This is a genomic window from Pseudomonas sp. TE3911, from assembly GCF_054062775.1.
The window spans coordinates 1,721,763-1,742,105 of sequence record NZ_JBSSFP010000001.1 but is presented as its reverse complement, the minus strand read 5'-3'; the positions used below and the strand labels follow the sequence as shown (position 1 = coordinate 1,742,105).

19 protein-coding genes and 1 pseudogene are annotated in these 20,343 nt (G+C 59.2%); 8 read left to right on the top strand and 12 right to left on the bottom strand.

From position 1 onward, the window contains the following. Complete coding sequence (locus tag ACVWXD_RS08060; protein ID WP_003174397.1) at window positions 1–276, top strand: peptidylprolyl isomerase; 276 nt, start codon at window positions 1–3, stop codon at window positions 274–276. A gap of 111 nt (window positions 277–387) precedes the next feature. On the opposite strand, the gene ACVWXD_RS08055 is transcribed toward ACVWXD_RS08060, so the two are convergent. The 8 genes from ACVWXD_RS08055 to ACVWXD_RS08020 all read right to left on the bottom strand — a co-directional run bounded on the left by ACVWXD_RS08055 (window position 388) and on the right by ACVWXD_RS08020 (window position 6,984). Next, entirely contained in the window at window positions 388–1,296 is a 909-nt protein-coding gene (locus ACVWXD_RS08055; RefSeq protein ID WP_181643345.1) for a sugar kinase, read from the bottom strand. Window positions 1,297–1,414: 118 nt separating this feature from the next. Next, the gene (locus ACVWXD_RS08050) at window positions 1,415–2,623 is read right to left on the bottom strand and encodes an amino acid deaminase (protein ID WP_122753073.1); all 1,209 of its coding nucleotides are present in this window, start codon (window positions 2,621–2,623) and stop codon (window positions 1,415–1,417) included. A 9-nt stretch (window positions 2,624–2,632) separates the two neighbouring features. Continuing rightward, entirely contained in the window at window positions 2,633–3,397 is a 765-nt protein-coding gene (locus ACVWXD_RS08045) for an IclR family transcriptional regulator (RefSeq protein WP_032886547.1), read from the bottom strand. 164 nt (window positions 3,398–3,561) lie between these two features. After that, entirely contained in the window at window positions 3,562–3,951 is a 390-nt protein-coding gene (locus ACVWXD_RS08040) for a RidA family protein (RefSeq protein WP_010210958.1), read from the bottom strand. Between the two features lie 16 nt (window positions 3,952–3,967). Then, window positions 3,968–4,750 (bottom strand): amino acid ABC transporter ATP-binding protein, encoded by a 783-nt coding sequence (locus ACVWXD_RS08035; RefSeq protein WP_032886550.1) that lies wholly within the window; start codon window positions 4,748–4,750, stop codon window positions 3,968–3,970. Next, on the bottom strand, window positions 4,747–5,409 hold the full coding sequence (locus ACVWXD_RS08030) for an amino acid ABC transporter permease (protein ID WP_122680719.1): 663 nt from the start codon (window positions 5,407–5,409) through the stop codon (window positions 4,747–4,749). Before ACVWXD_RS08030 ends, ACVWXD_RS08035 begins: the two co-directional genes overlap by 4 nt. An 11-nt stretch (window positions 5,410–5,420) precedes the next feature. Continuing rightward, window positions 5,421–6,083 (bottom strand): amino acid ABC transporter permease, encoded by a 663-nt coding sequence (locus ACVWXD_RS08025; RefSeq protein WP_065878346.1) that lies wholly within the window; start codon window positions 6,081–6,083, stop codon window positions 5,421–5,423. Window positions 6,084–6,135: 52 nt separating this feature from the next. Then, complete coding sequence (locus ACVWXD_RS08020) at window positions 6,136–6,984, bottom strand: transporter substrate-binding domain-containing protein (RefSeq protein ID WP_032886556.1); 849 nt, start codon at window positions 6,982–6,984, stop codon at window positions 6,136–6,138. Between the two features lie 332 nt (window positions 6,985–7,316). Between ACVWXD_RS08020 and ACVWXD_RS08015 the strand changes: the two genes are divergently transcribed. Then, window positions 7,317–7,565: a hypothetical protein gene (locus tag ACVWXD_RS08015; RefSeq protein ID WP_032886558.1), complete on the top strand. Its 249-nt coding sequence runs from the start codon at window positions 7,317–7,319 to the stop codon at window positions 7,563–7,565. Between the two features lie 74 nt (window positions 7,566–7,639). Then, window positions 7,640–7,930 (top strand): annotated as a pseudogene (locus tag ACVWXD_RS08010) (thioredoxin family protein); the annotation flags it as partial. A gap of 19 nt (window positions 7,931–7,949) precedes the next feature. Here ACVWXD_RS08010 and ACVWXD_RS08005 read toward each other — a convergent pair. Together ACVWXD_RS08005 and sohB are read right to left on the bottom strand one after the other, a co-directional pair. After that, window positions 7,950–9,518, bottom strand: coding sequence for a TerC family protein (locus ACVWXD_RS08005; protein WP_032886560.1), 1,569 nt, complete (start codon window positions 9,516–9,518; stop codon window positions 7,950–7,952). A 318-nt stretch (window positions 9,519–9,836) separates the two neighbouring features. Continuing rightward, window positions 9,837–10,862 (bottom strand): protease SohB, encoded by a 1,026-nt coding sequence (gene sohB, locus ACVWXD_RS08000; protein WP_260368081.1) that lies wholly within the window; start codon window positions 10,860–10,862, stop codon window positions 9,837–9,839. Window positions 10,863–11,069: 207 nt separating this feature from the next. Between sohB and ACVWXD_RS07995 the strand changes: the two genes are divergently transcribed. Both ACVWXD_RS07995 and ACVWXD_RS07990 read left to right on the top strand, forming a co-directional pair. Further along, a complete protein-coding gene (locus ACVWXD_RS07995; RefSeq protein ID WP_260368080.1) occupies window positions 11,070–11,780 on the top strand; it encodes a histidine phosphatase family protein in 711 nt (236 codons plus the stop codon). 56 nt (window positions 11,781–11,836) lie between these two features. Next, window positions 11,837–12,151, top strand: coding sequence for an SCP2 sterol-binding domain-containing protein (locus tag ACVWXD_RS07990; RefSeq protein ID WP_032886566.1), 315 nt, complete (start codon window positions 11,837–11,839; stop codon window positions 12,149–12,151). 92 nt (window positions 12,152–12,243) lie between these two features. Here ACVWXD_RS07990 and ACVWXD_RS07985 read toward each other — a convergent pair whose 3' ends face one another. After that, on the bottom strand, window positions 12,244–14,871 hold the full coding sequence (locus ACVWXD_RS07985; RefSeq protein WP_457370839.1) for an MGH1-like glycoside hydrolase domain-containing protein: 2,628 nt from the start codon (window positions 14,869–14,871) through the stop codon (window positions 12,244–12,246). 199 nt (window positions 14,872–15,070) lie between these two features. Here ACVWXD_RS07985 and hglS point away from each other — a divergent pair, with 199 nt between their 5' ends. After that, on the top strand, window positions 15,071–16,447 hold the full coding sequence (hglS, locus tag ACVWXD_RS07980; RefSeq protein ID WP_457370838.1) for a 2-oxoadipate dioxygenase/decarboxylase HglS: 1,377 nt from the start codon (window positions 15,071–15,073) through the stop codon (window positions 16,445–16,447). Between the two features lie 347 nt (window positions 16,448–16,794). Continuing rightward, the gene (locus tag ACVWXD_RS07975) at window positions 16,795–17,763 is read left to right on the top strand and encodes an EamA family transporter (protein WP_181643351.1); all 969 of its coding nucleotides are present in this window, start codon (window positions 16,795–16,797) and stop codon (window positions 17,761–17,763) included. 46 nt (window positions 17,764–17,809) lie between these two features. Here the strand turns inward: ACVWXD_RS07975 and ACVWXD_RS07970 are convergent, their stop codons facing one another. Continuing rightward, window positions 17,810–18,037 carry a YdcH family protein gene (locus tag ACVWXD_RS07970; protein WP_032886572.1) on the bottom strand — a complete coding sequence of 76 codons (228 nt, stop codon included), beginning with the start codon at window positions 18,035–18,037 and terminating at the stop codon, window positions 17,810–17,812. Between the two features lie 175 nt (window positions 18,038–18,212). On the opposite strand from ACVWXD_RS07970, the gene tkt reads away from it, so the two are divergent. Further along, complete coding sequence (tkt, locus tag ACVWXD_RS07965; RefSeq protein ID WP_457370837.1) at window positions 18,213–20,267, top strand: transketolase; 2,055 nt, start codon at window positions 18,213–18,215, stop codon at window positions 20,265–20,267. The last annotated feature ends 76 nt before the right edge of the window (window positions 20,268–20,343 follow it).

The following is a 20,343-nucleotide window of genomic DNA, read 5'->3' as shown; positions in this document are numbered from 1 at the left end:
ATGAAAGCCCAAGCCCGTCATATCCTGGTGAAAACCAGTGAAGAAGCCGAACAACTCAAGCAGCGCATTGCCAAGGGCGAAGCCTTTGATGTGTTGGCCAAGAAGTACTCCACCTGCCCGTCGGGCAAACGTGGCGGCGATTTGGGTGAAGTGCGGCCGGGGCAGATGGTCGGGGCGATTGATGCGGTGATTTTCAAGAAGCCGGTGAAGGTGGTTCACGGGCCGATCAAGAGCAAGTTTGGGTATCACTTGGTGCAGGTGTTTTACCGCGACTGAGGCTTTGACTTAAGACCGCTATCGGGGGCAAGCCCCCTCCCACAGGGATCGCATTCCTCCCGATGAAATGCGGTCACGTGTGGGCCCGATCCGCCGCGGGCGGCCACTCACTTAGTCTCTGGGAATCAGCGCACCCGGTACCTGGATGACCCGGCTCGCCAACCGATGCCCCGCCAACGCAGCCTCCTCTGGCGAATCACCGTTGAGCCGCCCGGCCAGATACGCCGCACTGAACGAATCCCCCGCCGCAGTGGTGTCCACCACCTTCTCGACCTTCAACGCCGGCACGGCAAAACGCTCCCGCGCACAGCGGATCAAACACGCATCCGCCCCACGTTTTAGCACCACTTCCTCAATCGCCGGATAGGCCGCAAACACCTGCTCGCTGTCGGCATAGCCAAACAGAGCGCGCTCGTCATCCTCGGTGAGCAAGGCGATATCTACCTCGGCCAAAACCGTGCGATAAGCCGCACGCGCCGCCTCGACACTGCCCCACAGACGCGGCCGGTAGTTGTTGTCGAACACCACCGTAGCGCCGCGTCGGCGCGCGTCAACCAGCGCTTGCAGCAAACGCTCGCGCCCAACCTCCCCCAGTACCGCCAGGGTAATGCCGCTGAAATAGACCACGTCATAGGCCGGCAACGCGGCCAGGATGGGCTCGGCGGCCGGCGTGGTGAAACAGTCGCGCACCGCGGCTTCGTTGCGCCAGTAGAGGAATTTACGCTCGCCGTTGGCGTCGGTCTGAATGCAGTACAAGCCCGGCAACCGCCCCGGCAGGCGCTGGACCAAGCCCAGCCCCAGGCCTTCGTCGGTCCATTGCTGGCACATGGCGTCGCTGAAGCTGTCATCGCCCAAGGCGGTGACGTAATCGACGCTGCCGATCGGGCCCAACTCACGGCGCAGGTACACCGCCGTGTTCAGGGTGTCGCCGCCGAAGCTTTGTTGCAGGCTACCGTCGGCGCGGTGTTGCAGTTCGATCATGCATTCACCGATGAGGGCGATGCGTGGATGGGTGGTCATGGCTGCTGTCTCGGGGGGGGCTGATGGCCTCATCGGGGGCAAGCCCCCTCCCACATTTGAAATGTGTTCACACATCAAAGTATGGGAGGGGGCTTGCCTCCGATAGGAGCGACGCGATCTAGAAGCAGGTATGCAGGGACTCGATCACCTGCAACTGTTCATCCACCAGGCAACCCACCTGCCACTTGTCAAACGTCAGGCAAGGATGGGAAGTGCCAAAGGAAATGATGTCGCCAATGCGCAGTTCAACCCCAGGCGCCACAACCATGAACGCATGCTGGTCCATCACGGCCGTGACCTTGCACGCGCTCACATCATCGCCTTGCGCCGGCACAATACCGGCCTTGTAGCGCTTGAGTGGCACCGGCAACCCGGCGTCGTAGGCCACGTCGCGCTTACCGAGGGCGATCACCGCAAAACCGGGCTCAGGCAACGACTGCACATGAGCCCAGACTTCCAGGGCCGGGCGCAGGCCTTCACTGAGGTCGCTGCGGCGGTCGAGCACGCAGCATTGAGCTTCTTTGTAGATGCCATGGTCGTGGGCCACATAACTGCCGGGGCGCAATACGCTGAGGAAGCGGCCGGCGGCGTTCTGCGCTTCAAAGGATTCGGCGATCAGGTCGTACCACGCCGAACCCGACGCTGTGACGATCGGCTTGGCCAAGTCGAAAGAACCGTTGTTCTGCAAGTCCACTGCTAGGCGCACCAGGCTGGCGGCGAAGTCGCGGATGCCGCTGACGGCGTGCTCGCCATGGATCACGCCTTCGTAGCCTTCAATACCGGTGAGGGCCAGGGCCGGCTGGGCCTTGATCGCCTTGGCCAGGTCGCGCACTTCCTGCTCGCTGCGGCAACCGCAACGGCCGCCAACCACGCCGTACTCGATCATCACGTTCAGGCGCAGGCCACGGGCGGCGAAGAACAGACCCAGGTCGGCGACGTTGTCCGGGTGGTCGACCATGCAGTGGAAGTCAAAATCCTTGTCCGCCAGCAGGTCAGCGATCAACGCCATGTTCGGCGCGCCCACCAGTTGGTTGGCCATCAACACACGGCGCACACCCCCGGCATAGGCGGCGCGGGTCTGCACGGCGTTGGCCAGGGTAATACCCCAGGCGCCCTGGGCGATCTGACGCTGGAACAGTGCCGGCATCATGCTGGTCTTGCCATGGGGCGCGAGTTCGGCGCCGCTGTTGCTGACAAACTCCTGCATCCAACGGATGTTGTGTTCCAGGGCGTCGCGGTGCAGCACCAGGGCCGGCAGGCTGACGTCTCGGACCAGGTGGGCGCCGACGGCGGCGGCGCCTTTTTCAACGGCGTTGATGGCAGACATGTAAAGCTCCTATTCGTTGATGCGACGCGCCAGGTGATTGGCGCTGTCGATCAACACCCGGCGATAGTCGTTGTAGTTTTTTTGCGCATCGGCCCGAGGGGCGACGATGCACAGGGTCGCAATGCTGATGCCTTGCGCGTCCCGCACCGGGGCGGCAAAGCAGTGGGTAAAGGTGTCGGCCACACTGTCGAAGGAAAAGAACCCATCGAGGGTAGCCTGACGGATTTGCGCGAGGAACGTTTCCAGCGGCAGACGCTGGCCGTCCGGCAGGATGAAGTCATCGTGGTCGATCAGGTCGACAATTTGCTGGTCACTCAGGTGCCCCAGCAGCAGGCGCCCGGAGGCGGTCCAGGGGATCGGGGCGTTTTCGCCGATGTCCGAAGAAATCCGGAAATGCCGCTCGCCTTCGCGCATCAGCGCCACGGTGTATTTGCGCCCGTTGAGCAGGCACATCTGCGCGGTTTCATGGGTCTGGCTGACGATCTCCTGCAAGGCGTGATCGGCCTCGCGAGTCAGGTCGAAGTGTCGCAGGTGCGCCTGGCCGAGGAAGTACAACTGGCGACCGAGGTAGACGTGACCGTCCTTGCCCACGGTTTCCAGAATGCGGCGCTCCAGCAAGGATGCGACCAATTCATAGACGGTGGACTTGGGGCTGCCAATGCCGCTGGCGATATCATTCGGCCGCAGGGGCTGGCCGACTTCCTTGAGGAAATCAAGGATGTCGAATGCACGGTCCAGGCCTTTGGCGCGGCGTTTGATGGTGTCTTCGGTCATGGCAATTTCGGTCCGGTCGAAATGGTAGGGCTGGCGCAGGTCCACTGTGGGAGGGGCTTGCCCCCGATGGCGGCGTGTCAATCAACACCTCTGTTACTGATACACCGCTATCGGGGGCAAGCCCCCTCCCACATTTGATCTCTGGTGCTTAAGAGTGGGGCAATTTAGCCCTTTTTCTTGTAGGCCACACAATCAATCTCCACCTTGCAATCCACCATCATATTGGCCTGTACACAGGCCCGCGCCGGGGCATGTTCGGGTGTGAAGTATTCGCCGAAGACCTTGTTGAAACTCCAGAAGTCCCGAGGGTCTTCCAGCCATACGCCGACGCGCACTACGTCTTTGAGCTCGTAGCCGGCTTCTTCGAGGATCGCCACCACGTTGCGCATGGTCTGGCGGGTTTGTTCGATGATCCCGCCGGTGATGATTTCGCCGTCCACCGCAGGCACTTGGCCCGAGACGTACAGCCAACCGTCCGCTTCCACCGCGCGGGCGAAGGGACGAGGCTGGCCACCGCCGGCAGTACTGCCGGCTCCGTAACGAGTGATGCTCATAAAACGATGCTCCTGATTAAAAACGAATGTTCTTGAGAAATTCCGCCAGGCGCGGCGATTGAGGCCGCTCGAAGATATCCTTCGACGAGCCCTGCTCTTCAATCCGCCCCTGGTTCATGAATACGATCTTGTCCGAGACTTCATAGGCAAAGCGCATTTCGTGGGTGACCAGCAACATGGTCATGCCCTCTTCCGCCAGGCCTTTGATCACACTGAGCACTTCACCTACCAACTCCGGATCGAGGGCTGAGGTGACTTCGTCGAACAGCATCAAGCTGGGGTTCATCGCAATCGCACGGGCAATCGCGACACGCTGTTGCTGGCCGCCGGACAACTGGCCGGGGAAATGATTGCGGCGCTCTAAAAGTCCTACGCGGTCCAGCCATTTTTCCGCCAAAGCCACGGCTTCATCCTTGCCCATCTTCTTGACCTTGAGCAGGCCCAGGGTGACGTTCTGCAAGGCGGTCAGGTGCGGAAACAGGTTGAACTGCTGGAACGCCATGCCGGTCATCGCCCGGTGCTGGGCGATGACGCGTTCGGGGTGGCGCACGCGCTTGCCGCCAATGTCGCTGTAGCCGATGGATTCGCCGTCCAGGGTGATCTGGCCGCCCTGGAACTCTTCCAGCAGGTTGACGCAACGCAGCAGCGTGGTCTTGCCCGAGCCGCTGGAACCGATCAAGGTCACTACGTTGCCGCGCTGCATAGACAGGTCGACGCCTTTGAGCACTTCCACATCGCCGTATTGTTTGCGCAGGCCGCGAATGTTCAGCAACGGCTCGGTTGTTTGAGGTTGGTTCATGGCAAGGCCACCCGCTTTTCAATGTAGCGCCCGAATAACTCGATGGCGTAGTTGATGACAAAGAACATAAACCCGGCGAACAGGTAGAACTCCAGGGTCATGAAGGTACGTGCGATGACTTGCTGGGTACTGAGCAGCAACTCGGCCACGCCGATCACCGAGAGCAAGGTCGAGGCCTTGACGATCTCCGTGGAGGAATTGACCCAGGTCGGCAGGATCTGCCGCAATGCCTGGGGCAACAGCACGTAGGCCAGGGACTGGTAGAACGTAAGGCCAATCGCCTTACCCGCTTCCAGTTGCCCACGGGGAATGGCTTGCAGTGCGCCGCGCACGATTTCCGACACATGGGAGCCGCAGAACAGCGTGAGCCCGACGGCACCGGCCTGGAACGCGCTGATCTGCCAGCCGAGCGCCGGCAGCATGTAGAAACACGCCAACACCAACACGAACACCGGTGTACCGCGGATCAAATCCACGTACAGGCGAAACGGCGCACGCATCCAGAATTTGCCGTAGGTCAGCACCAGCCCGGCGAAGATGCCGATCAGGGTGCCAAAGACAATCGCCAGCGCCGAACAGTAAATGCTGGTCTGAAAGCCGGCCCAGAGGGTCTCTCGGGCGACCCACAACTCGTGTAGCCAACTGGGGGATTCGTACATAAAAACCCTCCTTAACGACGGATCGCCAGACGCTGTTCCAGGTAGCGGAGCAACATGGCAATGAGGTAACAGGCAGCCACGTAGAGCGCGGTCGTGACCAGCCAGGTTTCAATCACCCGGTAGCTTTCGACGTTGATCTTGCGGGCGTAATAGGTCAGCTCGGGCACCGCAATCGCAGCGGCGAGCGAGGTGTCCTTGAACAGCGAGATAAAGTTGTTCGAGAGCGCCGGCAGCACATTGCGCAACATCACCGGCACGGTGATATACGCACGGATACGCCACTCGCCGAGGCCAATCGCCAATCCGGCTTCACGCAGCCCCTTGGGAATATTCAACAGACCGGCGCGGAACACTTCGGTCAGGTAGGCACCGGCGTACAACGACAGCGTGATGATGAACGAGGGGATCTTGTCCAGCCGGATACCCAGGCTGGGCAAGGCGAAGTAGATCAACAGGATCAGCACCAGGATCGGCGTGTTGCGAATCACTGTCACATACACCGAGGCGAAGATGCGCAGCGCACGATGTTTGGACAGCATGGCAAACGCCATCAACAGGCCGATCACGCAGCCGATGGCGATCGACAGCAATGCCAGTTGCAGGCCAAGACCGAGCCCCGCCAGCAAGGTGTCGAAATCGCGCCACACGGCGGCAAAGTTCAACTGATAGTTCATGGTCGACAGTACCTAGTTGGGGCGCCTTGGCAGGCACCCCGGTTGTTCCGGATCACTTGAATTCAACAGGGAAACCAATCGCCGGTTCTGGCAGGTCGACACCGAACCACTGCTTGAACGAGGCTTTGTAGGTTGGGAATTCCACACCGGTCATGGCTTCATGCAGGGCAGTGTTGACGAAGTTCAGCCAGTCCTGATCACCACGCTTGACCGCGCACGCGTAGGTTTGCGGGCTCCAGGCGTAAGCCGGGCTGCGGTAGCGGCCGGGGTTCTGCACCATCAGGTATTTGACCGAGGATTGGTCGGTGGCGGCGGCATCGGCGCGACCGGAATTCACGGCCTGGTACATCAGGTCGACGCTGTCGTATTGGTCGACCTTGGCCTTGGGCAGCGCCTGGTGCACCAGTTCTTCGGCGTACACGTTTTGCAGCACGGCCACGGTGACGCCATCGCCAGCCGCCTGCAGGTCTTCAATCTCTTTGTACTTGCTGTTGTTCGGCAGCAGCAGGCCCACGCCTTCGCGGTAGTACGGCAGGGTGAACGCCACCTGCTGTGCACGGCTGGCGGTGACGGTGATGAACTGGCAGCTCATGTCGACTTTGTCCGTCAGCAGGTTGGGAATGCGCGCGTCAGACGACTGCACCACAAACTCGACTTTGCTCGGATCGTTGAACAAACCTTTGGCCACGATGCGGCCGATGTCGATATCAAACCCCTGCAACTTGCCATCCGCTCCCTGGAAGTGCCACGGCGCATTGGTACTGCCTGTACCCACGATCAAATGCCCACGTTTGAGCACGTTATCGAGCTTGCTGTCCGCCGCCTGCACAACGCCTGCGAGGGAAGCCGATGCGGCGAAGAGAAAAACACACGCTTTGAACACGGAAGGTCGGTGATGCATGACAAGCACTCCAGAAGTTGTGTATTCCGCTATACCGGAACTTAGTATGTAACAACGGAATAGACAGCAGAAAGTGTGCCATACGCACTTAGTGAAAACTACGGCCTCGGTAAAGTCCTTGGTAATCAGATAGATAACGCGCAGCGTAAGATGCGGCGTTGCGCCAGCATCCGGATTCAGATTGCTACCCAAGGCCTCACAGGGGATCACAGCGCCATTGGCGTGCGTCACCGCCCCGTTACCGCGCACCCCAACGGTGCGCCCGCCCCATGGAAAAATCCCTGTGCTGGGCTAGCCTTTGGCACACACCCAACGACAAGGACTGCATTGCGATGAAGCTCAGTCTCACCCTGGTACTGCTTTCGTTTCTGGCCGCCGGCAGCGCGTCGGCCAACAACGACCGCCGCGAATGCAAAGAAGAATTGCGCAAGCTCAAAGAAGCCTTCGACATCAATTACAGCAGCCAAAACCACCACGGCTATCGCCGCGCCAAAGCGTCCAGTGACAATGAGGAATACCGCAAGTGCGCGAACCAGGCACGCAAGGCCCGCGAACGCCTGGAGCGTGACGCGGACCTGTGAAGGTTGACAGTAGACGACGATGACCCTCGAGCTTAGCGTTGGCAGAAACCCGCGCCGCTCGTAAGGAGATCATCATGGGGGTTGCCACCGCGACCATTGCAAATGCCGAGGATTACCAGCGCGTACTGAGCACGTCGCGGCCGGTATTCCTGCTGTTTGTCTCAGATCACTGCCCGGGCTGCGCGATCTCCGGGCCGCTGTTCCAGAGGATTGCCCGCAAGTATCGCTCAGTGGTGAGCCTGGTACTTGATTGCGCGAAAACCCCGAGGCACCCGAAGGTTACGGGTACCCCAACGCTGCTGATTTATCTCAACGGCACACTGATGCAGACGTTCAGAGGGTTCGGCCCCGAGGACGAACAAGTGCAGACGATCGAAAACGCATTCATGCTCTATGCCCCCCACAAGCGCGCAAAACCACCTGCGTCACCCGCCGCTCCTCGACCGCAGCCACCGTCAAGCGCCAGCCCTCATGCTCCAGGCTATCGCCCACCACGGGCAGGCGGTCGAGCAGGCTCATCACCAACCCGGCCAGAGTCTGGTAATCCTCCGTCGCGACAACCTTGAAGCCGGTACGCTGACGAATCTGGGTCAGGTTCAAGGCGCCATTGGCACGGAAGCCGTCGCCCTCTTCGACAATATCCGGCCCTTCGATCTCACTGGCATCCGGCAATTCACCGGCGATGGACTCGAGAATGTCGGTCATGCTCAACACGCCCATGAAGTCGCCGAATTCGTTGATCACGAAGGCGATGTGGGTCGATTCCTGACGCATCTGTTCCAGGGCGTTGAGGATCGAAAAACTCTCCAGCAGGTTGATCGCTCGACGCGCCAGGTGCTCCAGGTTCGGCTCGTTGCCGGCAAGGTATTCCTTGAGCAGTTCCTTTTTATGCACGAAGCCCAACGGCTCATCCACCACGCCGTTGCGGATCAACGGCAGGCGAGAGTAGGACGAATGCATCAATTTCAGGCGAATCGTGTCGGCATCGTCCGCCAGGTCGATAAAGTCGACCTTGGCCCGCGGCGTCATCAAGGTACGAATCGGCCGCTCGGCCAGTTGCAGCACGCCACTGATCATCACGCGTTCACGTCGATCAAACAGCGGGCCCTGATTGGCATCTGTCTCGCCCAGCAAGTCGGCCACGTCTTCGCCCACCTCTTCTACCGCCAGGCTGCGACCGCCGAGCAAGCGCATCACCGCATGGGCAGTACGCTCGCGCACCGGCAACACACCCTGCGCCGATTTCTTGCGACGGGCGCGGGCAATCTGGTTGAACACTTCGATCAGGATCGAGAAGCCAATGGCTGCGTACAGGTAACCCTTCGGAATATGGAAACCCAGGCCTTCGGCGGTCAGCGCAAAACCGATCATCATCAGGAAGCCCAGGCACAGCATGATCACTGTGGGGTGGGCGTTCACGAAGCGCGTCAGCGGCTTGCTCGCCACGATCATCAGGCCGATGGAAATGATCACCGCGATCATCATCACCGCCAGCTCATCCACCATGCCCACGGCGGTAATCACCGCATCCAGGGAGAACACCGCATCAAGCACCACGATCTGCGCCACGATCGGCCAGAACATCGCATACGCCACGTTGCCAGTGCGCTGAGCCACATGCCCTTCAAGGCGCTCGTGCAATTCCATGGTGGCCTTGAACAGCAGGAATACACCACCGAACAGCATGATCAGGTCACGGCCGGAGAAACTCTTGTCGAACACCTCGAACAGCGGCTGGGTAAGGGTCACCAACCACGAAATACTCGCCAGCAGGCCAAGGCGCATCAGCAATGCCAGGGACAAACCGATCAACCGCGCACGGTCACGCTGCTCCGGTGGCAACTTGTCCGCCAGGATCGCGATAAACACCAGGTTGTCGATACCCAGCACCAGTTCCAGCACAATCAAGGTCAACAGGCCGAGCCAGGCCGTTGGATCCGCTAACCATTCCATTTATATAAATCTCTATCTAGGTTTCAGAGTGCCGGACACGGCAAAGCGCGGTCAGTGGACCGGAACAAGGTTAGCAGTCGGAATACGGGATGTTTCAGCGGGAACGGCAGCAGCGGATGTCTTGGGGAAAGACGACTGGGGGGCTCCGAGAGGGTGTTCATGCAAATCCTGAAATAACAAAAGGACTTGAATCCTACAGACGAAAAGCAAGTTTCCCACAACGCAAAACTATTACAAAACCTGTCTTTGAAACCCATACCCCTGTGGGAGGTGGCTTGCTCCCTCCCACAGGGGACCCCATGCATTCTGAAGGTGGGGTTACCAAAACCGCTGCTGGGTCAACCGGCTCCACCAGGTCAGCAGCACCCGGTCCACCGAACCGCTGGCCGCCAGGCCCACGCGCTCTTGCAGGCTTTTGCGCTCGGCATAGTGCAGGTGGAACACCTCGGCGGTCTTGGCCTTGATGGCCAGGTATTCGTCGCTGGTTTGCAGCTCGTCGACCAATTGTTTGTCGAGGGCTGCAACGCCGAGCCACACTTCACCCGTGGCCACGTCATCAATCGCCAACTGCGGGCGATACCGCGACACGAAGTTCTTGAACAGTTGATGAGTGATATCCAGGTCTTCCTGAAACTTCTCGCGGCCCTTTTCGGTGTTTTCGCCAAACACGGTGAGGGTGCGTTTGTATTCGCCCGCGGTCAGCACTTCAAAGTCGATATCGTGTTTTTTGAGCAGGCGATTGACGTTGGGCAACTGCGCCACTACGCCGATGGAGCCCAGGATGGCAAACGGCGCGCTGATGATCTTCTCGCCGATGCACGCCATCATGTAACCGCCGCTGGCCGCGACCTTGTCGATGCACACGGTCAATGGCACGCCCGCCTGGCGGATACGCGCCAATTGTGACGAGGCCAAGCCGTAGCTGTGCACCATGCCGCCACCACTTTCCAGACGCAGCACCACTTCGTCCTTGGGCGTGGCCAAGCTCAGCAATGCGGTGATTTCATGGCGCAGGCTCTCGGTCGCCGAGGCCTTGATGTCACCGTCGAAATCCAGCACGAATACCCGTGGCTTGGCCTCGGGTTTTTTCTTACTGTTCTTCTTTTCAGTTTTGCTTTCGGACTTGCGCAGGGCTTTGAGCTGGTCCTTGTCGAGCAGGCTCGACTCCAGGCGCTCGCGCAGGCCCTTGTAGAAATCATTGAGCTTGCTGACCTGCAGTTGGCCGGCGGATTTGCGACGACCTTTACTGCGCAGTGCGGCGAAGCTGATCAGTACCACCAGAATAGCGACCACCAGGGTGACAGTCTTCGCCAGGAAGCTGGCATATTCGGCCAAAAAATCCATGTGACTCCTTACAAGTGCATTTACAAGAGCAGTGCGCCAGGCGCGGATTGCCCAAGCATACCGATGGCACCGCATTCGGGCCAGTGATCAAACCGTCGGCAGCCAAGGCCTCTAAGGAGCTTTTAAAACAAGCGTATGTTTTTTCATTGACAGCTCCCTGGCATCCCCATAACCTCGCCAGACTTTCAACGTACCGGGAAAACGGACGTGGGCAGCATCTATCTGATTCGACATGGCCAGGCCTCCTTCGGTGCAGACGACTATGACGTCCTGTCGCCCGTTGGTGTGGAGCAGGCACAAGTGCTCGGTCGCCACCTGGCGGACATGGGCATCGTGTTCGACCGCTGCGTGGCCGGCGACCTGCGCCGCCAGCAGCACACCGCCACGGCTGCCTTCGATCAATACCGCGCCCTTGGCCTGCCGGTTCCGGCCTTGGAAACCGACAGCGCCTTCAACGAATTCGATGCTGAAGCGATCATCCGCGCCCTGCTCCCCGACCTGCTCACCACCGAACCCGACGCCCTGGACATCCTGCGCAATGCCGCGCAGAACCGCAGCGAATTCCAACGCATCTTCGCCCTGATCATTGAACGCTGGCTGGCCGGCACTTATGACACAGCGGGACTGGAAAGCTGGCTGGGGTTTGTCGAGCGCGTTCAGGGTGGCTTGCAACGCATTCTCGATGCCGCAGACAACACACAGAAAATCGCCGTGTTCACCTCCGGCGGCACCATCACTGCCCTGCTCCACCTGATTACCCGAATGCCTGCTACACAGGCTTTCGAACTGAACTGGCAAATTGTTAACACCTCGCTCAACCAGCTGAAATTCCGCGGTCGCGAGGTGGCACTGGCTTCCTTCAACAGTCATAGCCACTTGCAACTGTTGAAGGCGCCGCAACTCATCACCTTCCGATGAAGTGCGGCCAACCGTGACCCCAAGGTCACTGGACTCCACCCAAAAGGATCGAAACCATGACTGACGTAGCCAAAGCTGTAGAAGCAATGAAAGCCAAATTCAACCCAAGCGCTGCCGACGGCTTGGACCTGGTATTCGGTTTCCGTATCGATGACACCAAGAACTTTTCCCTGGTCGTCAAAGACAAAACCTGCGAACTGCATGAAGGTGAAAACCCGGACGCACAAGTGACCCTGGTCATGGACAGCGCGACCCTGGAAGGCATCGTCGACGGTTCGACTGACGGCATGCAGGCCTTCATGGGCGGCAAACTGCGCACTGAAGGCGACATGATGCTGGCGATGAAACTGAGTGAGCTGTTCCCTTCCTGATTCACAGGCAAGCTTGCATCTCGATCCCGCCTCTCCAGGCGGGATTTTTTTTGCCAACTAACCTGGGATCAATCAAGGTCCGAGGCCGCAGCTCACACCTTCGGTTGCAGCAGCAACGCCACCAACGCACTCCACCCCGTCTGATGGGACGCCCCCAACCCGCGCCCGGTTTCCCCGTGAAAATACTCATGGAACAACACCAGATCACGGCTGAGCGGGTCCGCTTCCAACTGCGAATACCCCGCCATCGATGGCCTACATCCATTGTCATCCCTTAGAAACAGCCCGGTCAGCCGCTGACTGAGGCCTTCAGCCACTTCCTCCAGGGATGACAGATACCCGCTGCCCGTTGGGTACTCCACCGAGAAGTTATCCGCGTAGTACCGATGAAACTCACGCAGCGATTCAATCAGCATGTAATTGACAGGCATCCACACGGGCCCACGCCAATTCGAGTTGCCGCCATACAATCGTGAGTCGGACTCGCCAGGCTGGTAACGCGCGCTGAGGGTGTCGCCGTTCATCTTCAGCGCCAGGGGCTGCTCGGCGAAGGCTTTGGACAGCGAGCGCACGCCAAACGCAGAGAGGAACTCACTGTCCTCCAACATACGGCGCAGCAGGTCCTTTGTGCGTTCGCCCCGCAACAACGCCAGCAACAAGCGATTGCCCTGCCCCGGCTCGTTCCAGCGTGAGACCAATTTAGCCAAGTCCGGCCGGTGTTTCATAAAGCCCAGCAACCGTTCGCGCAAACCCTCCAGGCCTTCATGCTCGCGCTGCTCCAGCACCAGCACGGCGAACAACGGCATCAGGCCGACGATGGAGCGCAAACGTACCGGCTCGTTCTGCCCATCGGGGCTGTGCAGCACGTCGTAGAAGAACAGGTCCTGCTCATCCCACAAACCTTCGGCACTGTCATCGACCCGGTTAATGGCACCGGCGATATACAGGAAATGTTCGAAAAACTTCACCGCAATATCCACGTACACGGCATTGCGCCTGGCCAGCTCCAGGGCGATGCGCATCAGGTCCAGGGCATACGCGGCAACCCACGCGGTGCCGTCGGCCTGGTCCAACTGATACCCCGGCGGCAATGCCGCCGAACGGTCAAACAACGCAATGTTATCCAGCCCGAGAAAACCGCCCTGGAACAGGTTGCGGCCCTCGGCGTCCTTGCGGTTGACCCACCAGGAAAAATTCAGCAGCAGCTTATGGAAAATCCGCTCTAGAAAATCCATGTCGCCTACACCGGTCAACGCCTTGTCCTGCTGGTAAACCCGCCAACTGGCCCAGGCATGCACCGGCGGGTTCGCATCATCGAAGCGCCATTCATAAGCCGGCAGTTGGCCGTTGGGATGCATGAAGCGATCCTTCACCAGCAGCAGCAACTGTTGCTTGGCGTAACCCGGATCGATCAGCGCCATCGCCACCGCCTGAAAGCCCTGGTCCCACGAGGCATACCACGGGTATTCCCAGGTGTCGGGCATGGAAAGGATGTCGAAGTTGGACAGGTGCCGCCAATGGGTATTGCGGATATGCAGGCGCTCAGGCGGCGGCGCGGGCTGGGCTGGGTCACCATCGAGCCATTGGTTCACGTCGAAATAGTAGAGCTGCTTGGACCACAACAAGCCGGCCAGGGCTTGGCGCTGCACATTGCGCGCGTCCGCATCGCCAATGCCCTGTTGCAGGGCCGCATAGAAGTCATCGGCTTCCTGACGACGTTGCTCGAACAATTTACGGGCGTTGGCCGGGGGCGCATCCACGGGAGCAAAGCGCAGGTACAAGGTTTTGCTTTCCTGCCCTGCCAGTTCAAGGATGAACCGCGCGGCAACCTTGGTACCGGTGTCCCGGCGAATCGCCGATTGAGCGCCACTGACCACGTAATCGTTGATGCCATCCTTGAACGGGCCCGGTGCCAGCTGCCCGTCCAGCTTGACGACATTGCTTTCGTTTTCGCAGAACAACCATTCCAAGCCATCCTGGCCCCAGGCACTCAGATAACGATCCGGCAATTCATGATGACGGGCCAACACCTGCTCGCCGTCCAGCCGCAACTGCGGCTTGGGCGCATCAAAGGTCCAGCTCCAGTCGTTACGCGCCCACAGTTGAGGCATTACCTGCAAACGCGTCGGCTGCTCCGAGCGGTTATGCACCGTGACCCGCATGAAAATATCGTCAGGCTGCTGCTTGGCGTACTCGACGCTGACATCGCAATAGCGGTTGTCCTCAAACACGCCGGTATCGAGGATTTCATACTCGGCATCACCCAGCCCGCGACGGGCGTTCTCGGTAATCAGGTCAGCATAGGGAAAGGCGGCATGGGGGTATTTGTAGAGCATGCGCATGTAGGCATGACTCGGTACGCCATCGACGAAAAAGTACAGTTCCTTGACGTCCTCGCCATGGTTGCCCTCGGCGTTGTTGAGACCGAACAACCGCTCCTTGAGGATCGCATCGCGCTCGTTCCACAGCGCCAGCCCGAGGCACCAGCGTTGCGCCTTGTCGCTGAAACCGGCCAGGCCGTCCTCACCCCAACGGTAGGCGCGGCTGCGCGCGTGTTCATGGGGAAAGTAGCGCCAGGCATCGCCATCGGCGCTGTAGTCTTCACGCACGGTGCCCCATTGGCGTTCACTCAGGTATGGGCCCCATTCGCGCCAGCGCTCGGCGTCTTCAGTGGCCAGGCGTTGGCCTTCAATCGTTTGCGTTACGGGCGTGGCCGTCATTGGGTCCTCCATCGCCGACAAGGTGAGGAGCAGTGTAGAGCCCATCCACACCCGCGTGCACATGAAGACTTGGCAGAGAATGCCGTTCATTCATTTGCAGAATGAAGTCCAGAGGAATCTTCGTTTGCAAGCGCACCTGGGGCCCAACAAAATCCAGTAAAAGACCATCACCCTCTCCACCGTCATCAGGAATTTTTCTATGCCCAGTACCGCACATGTCAGCCCAGACGAGATCCGCAAGGGGTTTTCCAAGGCCATGTCCGATATGTACCGAGATGAAGTTCCCCTGTATGGCGCGCTGATGGAGTTGGTGGCCGAGACCAATAGCCGCGTGCTCGACAGCGAACCGAGCCTGGCGCAACAGCTGCAACGCACCGGCGAAATCCAGCGTCTGGACATGGAACGCCACGGCGCCATTCGCTTGGGCACAGCAGCGGAATTGGCCACAATCAGCCGCCTGTTTGCGGTGATGGGCATGCAGCCCGTGGGCTACTACGACCTCACGCCAGCCGGCGTGCCGGTGCATTCCACAGCATTTCGCGCGGTGCATGAACACGCGCTGCAAGCCAGCCCGTTTCGGGTGTTCACCTCCCTGCTGCGCCTGGAATTGATCGAGAATGCCGAACTTCGCGCCTTCGCCCAAACTGCATTGGCAAAGCGCTCGATCTTCACCCCCGGCGCCCTGGCGCTTATCGCAAAAGCGGAAACAAACGGCGGCCTCAACGCCGACGAGGCCGCCGAATTCATCCGCCAGGCCCTGGAAACCTTCCGCTGGCACCACACCGCCACCGTTACCGCCGCGCAGTACCAGCAACTCAGTGACCAGCACCGCCTGATCGCCGATGTGGTGGCCTTCAAGGGGCCGCACATCAACCACCTCACCCCGCGCACCCTGGACATTGATCAGGTACAGACCGCCATGCCCGCCAAGGGCATAACCCCCAAGGCCGTGATCGAAGGCCCACCGCGCCGCCAGTGCCCGATCCTGCTGCGCCAGACCAGCTTCAAGGCCCTCGACGAAGCCATCGCCTTCACCGACGCCCAAGGCAGCCACAGCGCCCGCTTCGGTGAAATCGAACAGCGTGGCGTCGCCCTCACGCCCAAAGGCCGCGCCCTCTACGACCAACTGCTGAACGCCGCCCGCGACGAACTGGGCGCGTTCCCCAACGAATCCAACGCCGCGCGCTACATGCACTTGATGGAACAACACTTCCAGGCCTTCCCCGACAACCACGAGCAGATGCGCGAACAAGGCTTGGCGTACTTCCGCTACTTCGCCACGGAACAAGGCCTGGCGGCACGCGGCCAAGCCGATCAACCACGCACATTGCAAGCACTGATCGCCGCCGGTCATGTGGATGTAGAGCCGTTGGTGTATGAGGATTTTCTGCCGGTGAGTGCGGCGGGGATTTTCCAGTCGAATTTGGGGGATGCGGCACAGAGTCATTACGCCGCCAATTCAAACCAGGCGGAATTCGAAAAGGCTTTGGGGCGCAAGACCATCGATGAATTGCAGCTGTACAGCGAGACCCAACAGCGTTCGATCGATGCGTGCACTGAAGCGCTGCTGGCTTGAAAGACAGCGTCCACCCGGCCCAATAGCACATCCTTGCGCCGCGATAGTCACGGGCGCAGAGGGGTCTTTCACGCCCTTACAAACTACCGGTAGCGGAAACCCCCTACATTATTTTAGGAAGTTCGCAGTTTGCAATAAATTCAATTCGGTACGACGCTGACTAACAACAGCAATCGTGTCGAACAGAGAAGGTCAAGACAACGTCAACTAGCGCTGTGTTTTACCTACAAAGATTATTGACAATGGAATAGCTTTCTTCATTCATCCCAGGCGGGAAACATTGATTTCCCTCATCGACCAGAATAAAAGTCATGCGACCACTACAACCCTCTCGAGCAGCGCTCTGCATGGCAATACTTATTTCTGGTTCCGCAAACTTAATCTTGGCGGCATCGTCCCTTTATTGGAAAGCACTTGAAGAGATTCCGCCATTAACAGTACTCACCTACAGGATCATATTATCTACAGCCGCGCTTTCATTTTTTATATTCACACCCCGAAAAGTCAATCAAATAAAAAACCTGACACCGCGATCAATCCTCATTCACTGCGCTGCATCTTTGCTTGTCGCCGTCAACTGGCTGACTTTTATAAGCGCCTCAATTAACGGCAATGTCTTGGAAAGCGGCTTGGGATATCTGCTAGCCCCGTTTATCGCCATTGTATTAGGCATTTCAATTTACAGAGAGCGAATCACGCACACGAAAATTCTGGCAATCTCAATTTCATTCATCGCAATTGTATTGCTCATCGCCTTTAGCAATACCTTAAATCACTGGATTTATTTATTAATCGCTACCACTTGGGGCTCGTACACATACCTAAAAAAAGCAACCCCAGTAGACGCTGTGAATGGCTTATTCCTAGAAACTACTTTCCTGACCGCCGGTTTAGCGCTCGTCATCTGGCTATTCGACTTACCCATCATTTTACCTGGCGAACTTTCCGACCGATCAAGCGGGCTAATCTGGCTCGCAGGATTAATCTCTATCATACCTTTGCTAATGTTTTCTTTCGCCACAGGAAAAATGCCCTTGGCCCTTACCGGACTTATACAGTTCACCCTACCTATCGCCCTACTAACTATTGGCGTGCTTTTCAACGAACAAAAAATATCGACTCTATCGTTAACACTTATTTTCATGACGGCGGGTATGTTAATCGCCGTCCTTGCTTACGACATGAAAATCGCCGCCACTTCAAATTTGGCACAATTCTCAATCGATTCTGAAGGAGTCCACCCAGCTCAACAGCACAATCCGTGCGCCGCAAAACGTCCCCAGAGCCGGGCGGACGGGGCGCATCATAAGGAGTGATTCCCACGATGTCCCTCAGTCAAATCTGAACAAACCTTGCCGCGTTTCAGGCGTCGAGGCGCCCTGCGATTTCGTCCTTGATCAGCAGGCGTTTCTTCTTCAACACCTCCACCACCGTGTCGTCGGCCTTTTCTGATTCCGCCCGGAGCACCTCGCCGTCGGCAGCGTCGTATTGGGTGAGCAGCGAGTCCAGCCGTTTATCGCTCGCCCTGCGTTCGTGAACGACTTCCTTGCTCAAACCCAAATCCTGATACAGGTCGTGTTTCACTGGCATGACGTACCTCCGCAAGTTGATCAATGGCCTACGCCCTTGAAGCTAGACCATTGCAAAGGGTCTTGTCATGTTTGAAGTCAATACGTCCCCGTTCGTCGCGGCAACGGCAATGGGATCAAACCTTCGCGGCGCCCGGCCCTCCACAGTAGATCGTCACTTGAGGGAGACCGGTTTCATGACTAACGCCGCAACCACTGTCGACACCCTATGCATCAACACCCTGCGCACCCTGGCGATGGACGCCGTGCAGAAGGCCAACTCCGGCCATCCGGGCACGCCCATGGGCCTGGCGCCGGTGGGATACACGCTGTGGAGCCGGTTTCTGCGCTATCACCCCGAGCATCCCGACTGGCCCAACCGTGACCGATTTGTGTTGTCAGTGGGGCATGCATCCATGCTGTTGTATTCGCTGCTGCACTTGGCCGGTGTGAAAGAAATTGATGCCCATGGCAAGCGCACCGGGCACCCGGCGATCAGCCTGGACGATATCAAGCAATTCCGTCAGGCCGACTCCAAGACGCCGGGGCATCCGGAATACCGCATGACCACAGGCGTGGAAACCACCACAGGCCCCCTTGGCCAGGGCTGCGCCAACAGCGTGGGCATGGCGATGGCCGAGCGTTGGCTGGCTGAGCGCTTTAACCATGACGACCATGTGCTGTTCGATTACAACGTCTACACCCTGTGTGGCGACGGCGACATGATGGAGGGCATCAGCAGCGAAGCGGCGTCGATGGCCGGCCATTTGAAGCTGGATAACCTGTGCTGGATCTACGACAACAACACCATCAGTATCGAAGGCCACACTGAGCTTGCCTTCAGCGAAGACGTGATCAAGCGTTTCCAGGCCTATGGCTGGCACACCTTGCACGTCACCGATGCCAACGACTTGCAGGCACTGAGCGCAGCCCTGGAGACCTTCCAGGCGAATACCGGCGCGCCGACGCTGATCGTGGTCGACAGCGTGATCGGCTACGGTTCGCCCCACAAGCACAACACCGCCGCCGCCCATGGCGAGCCGTTGGGTGATCACGAAATCCGCCTGACCAAAGCTGCGTATGGTTGGCCGCAGGATTCCAGCTTCCTGGTGCCCGATGAGGCGCGCACGCTCTTGCGCGACGCCCTGCACGCCCGCGCCGAACCGCTGTACCAGCAATGGAACCAGACCCTGGCCCGTCTCGACCCTCAATTGGCCGATGAACTACGGCGGATGCGCGCCGGGGAGATGCCCGAGCACTGGCAGGCTGACCTGCCCGACTTTGCCGCCGATGCCAAGGGCGTCGCCAGCCGCGCGGCGGGTGGCGAGGTACTGAATGCCTTCGCCCAGCAAATCCCCTGGCTGCTCGGCGGCTCGGCGGACTTGTCGCCTTCGACCAAGACCAACCTCACCTTCGACGGTGCCGGGCGCTTCAGCGCTGATGACTACAGCGGGCGCAACCTGCATTTCGGTATTCGCGAACACGCCATGGGCGCCATCGCCAATGGCATGGCGCTGTCGTATTTGCGGCCGTACACCTCGACCTTCCTGGTATTCAGCGACTACATGAAACCGCCGATCCGTCTGGCGGCGATCATGGAGTTGCCGGTGGTGTTCGTGTTTACCCACGACTCCATCGGCGTGGGGGAAGATGGGCCGACGCACCAGCCCATTGAGCACCTGACGCAGTTGCGCGCCACGCCAGGGTTGCTGACCCTTCGCCCTGGCGACGCCAACGAAACCCTGGAGCTGTGGAAAGTTGCGCTGGCGCAAACCCATCGGCCGAGCTGTGTGGTGCTGTCACGCCAGCCGCTGCCGACTCTGGATCGCACGCAATACGCAGCGGCGACCGGTGCAGCCAAAGGCGCTTATGTGTTGGCGGGGGCGGATAAACCTCAGGTGATTTTGATCGGCACCGGCAGTGAAGTCAGCCTGGCGGTGGCGGCCTATGAACAACTCAAGTGCGAAGGGATTGCCGCACAAGTCGTCTCGATGCCGAGCTGGGAGTTGTTTGAAGAACAGGACCAGGCCTATCGCGACAGTGTGTTGCCGCCGGCGGTGACGGCGCGCGTAGTGATGGAACAGGCTGGACCATTGGGGTGGGACCGCTATGTCGGGCAAACCGGCGCCAAGGTGGTGATGAACAGCTTCGGGGCTTCGGCGCCGTTGGCGAAGTTGCAGGAGAAGTTTGGGTTTACGGTGGAACATGTGGTGAAGCAGGCCAAGGCACAAATCCAACTGACCAGACACTGATCACTCTGTGGGAGGGGGCTTGCCCCCGATAGCTATCTGTCAGGCACTTGATGGGGTGACTGACCCACCGCTATCG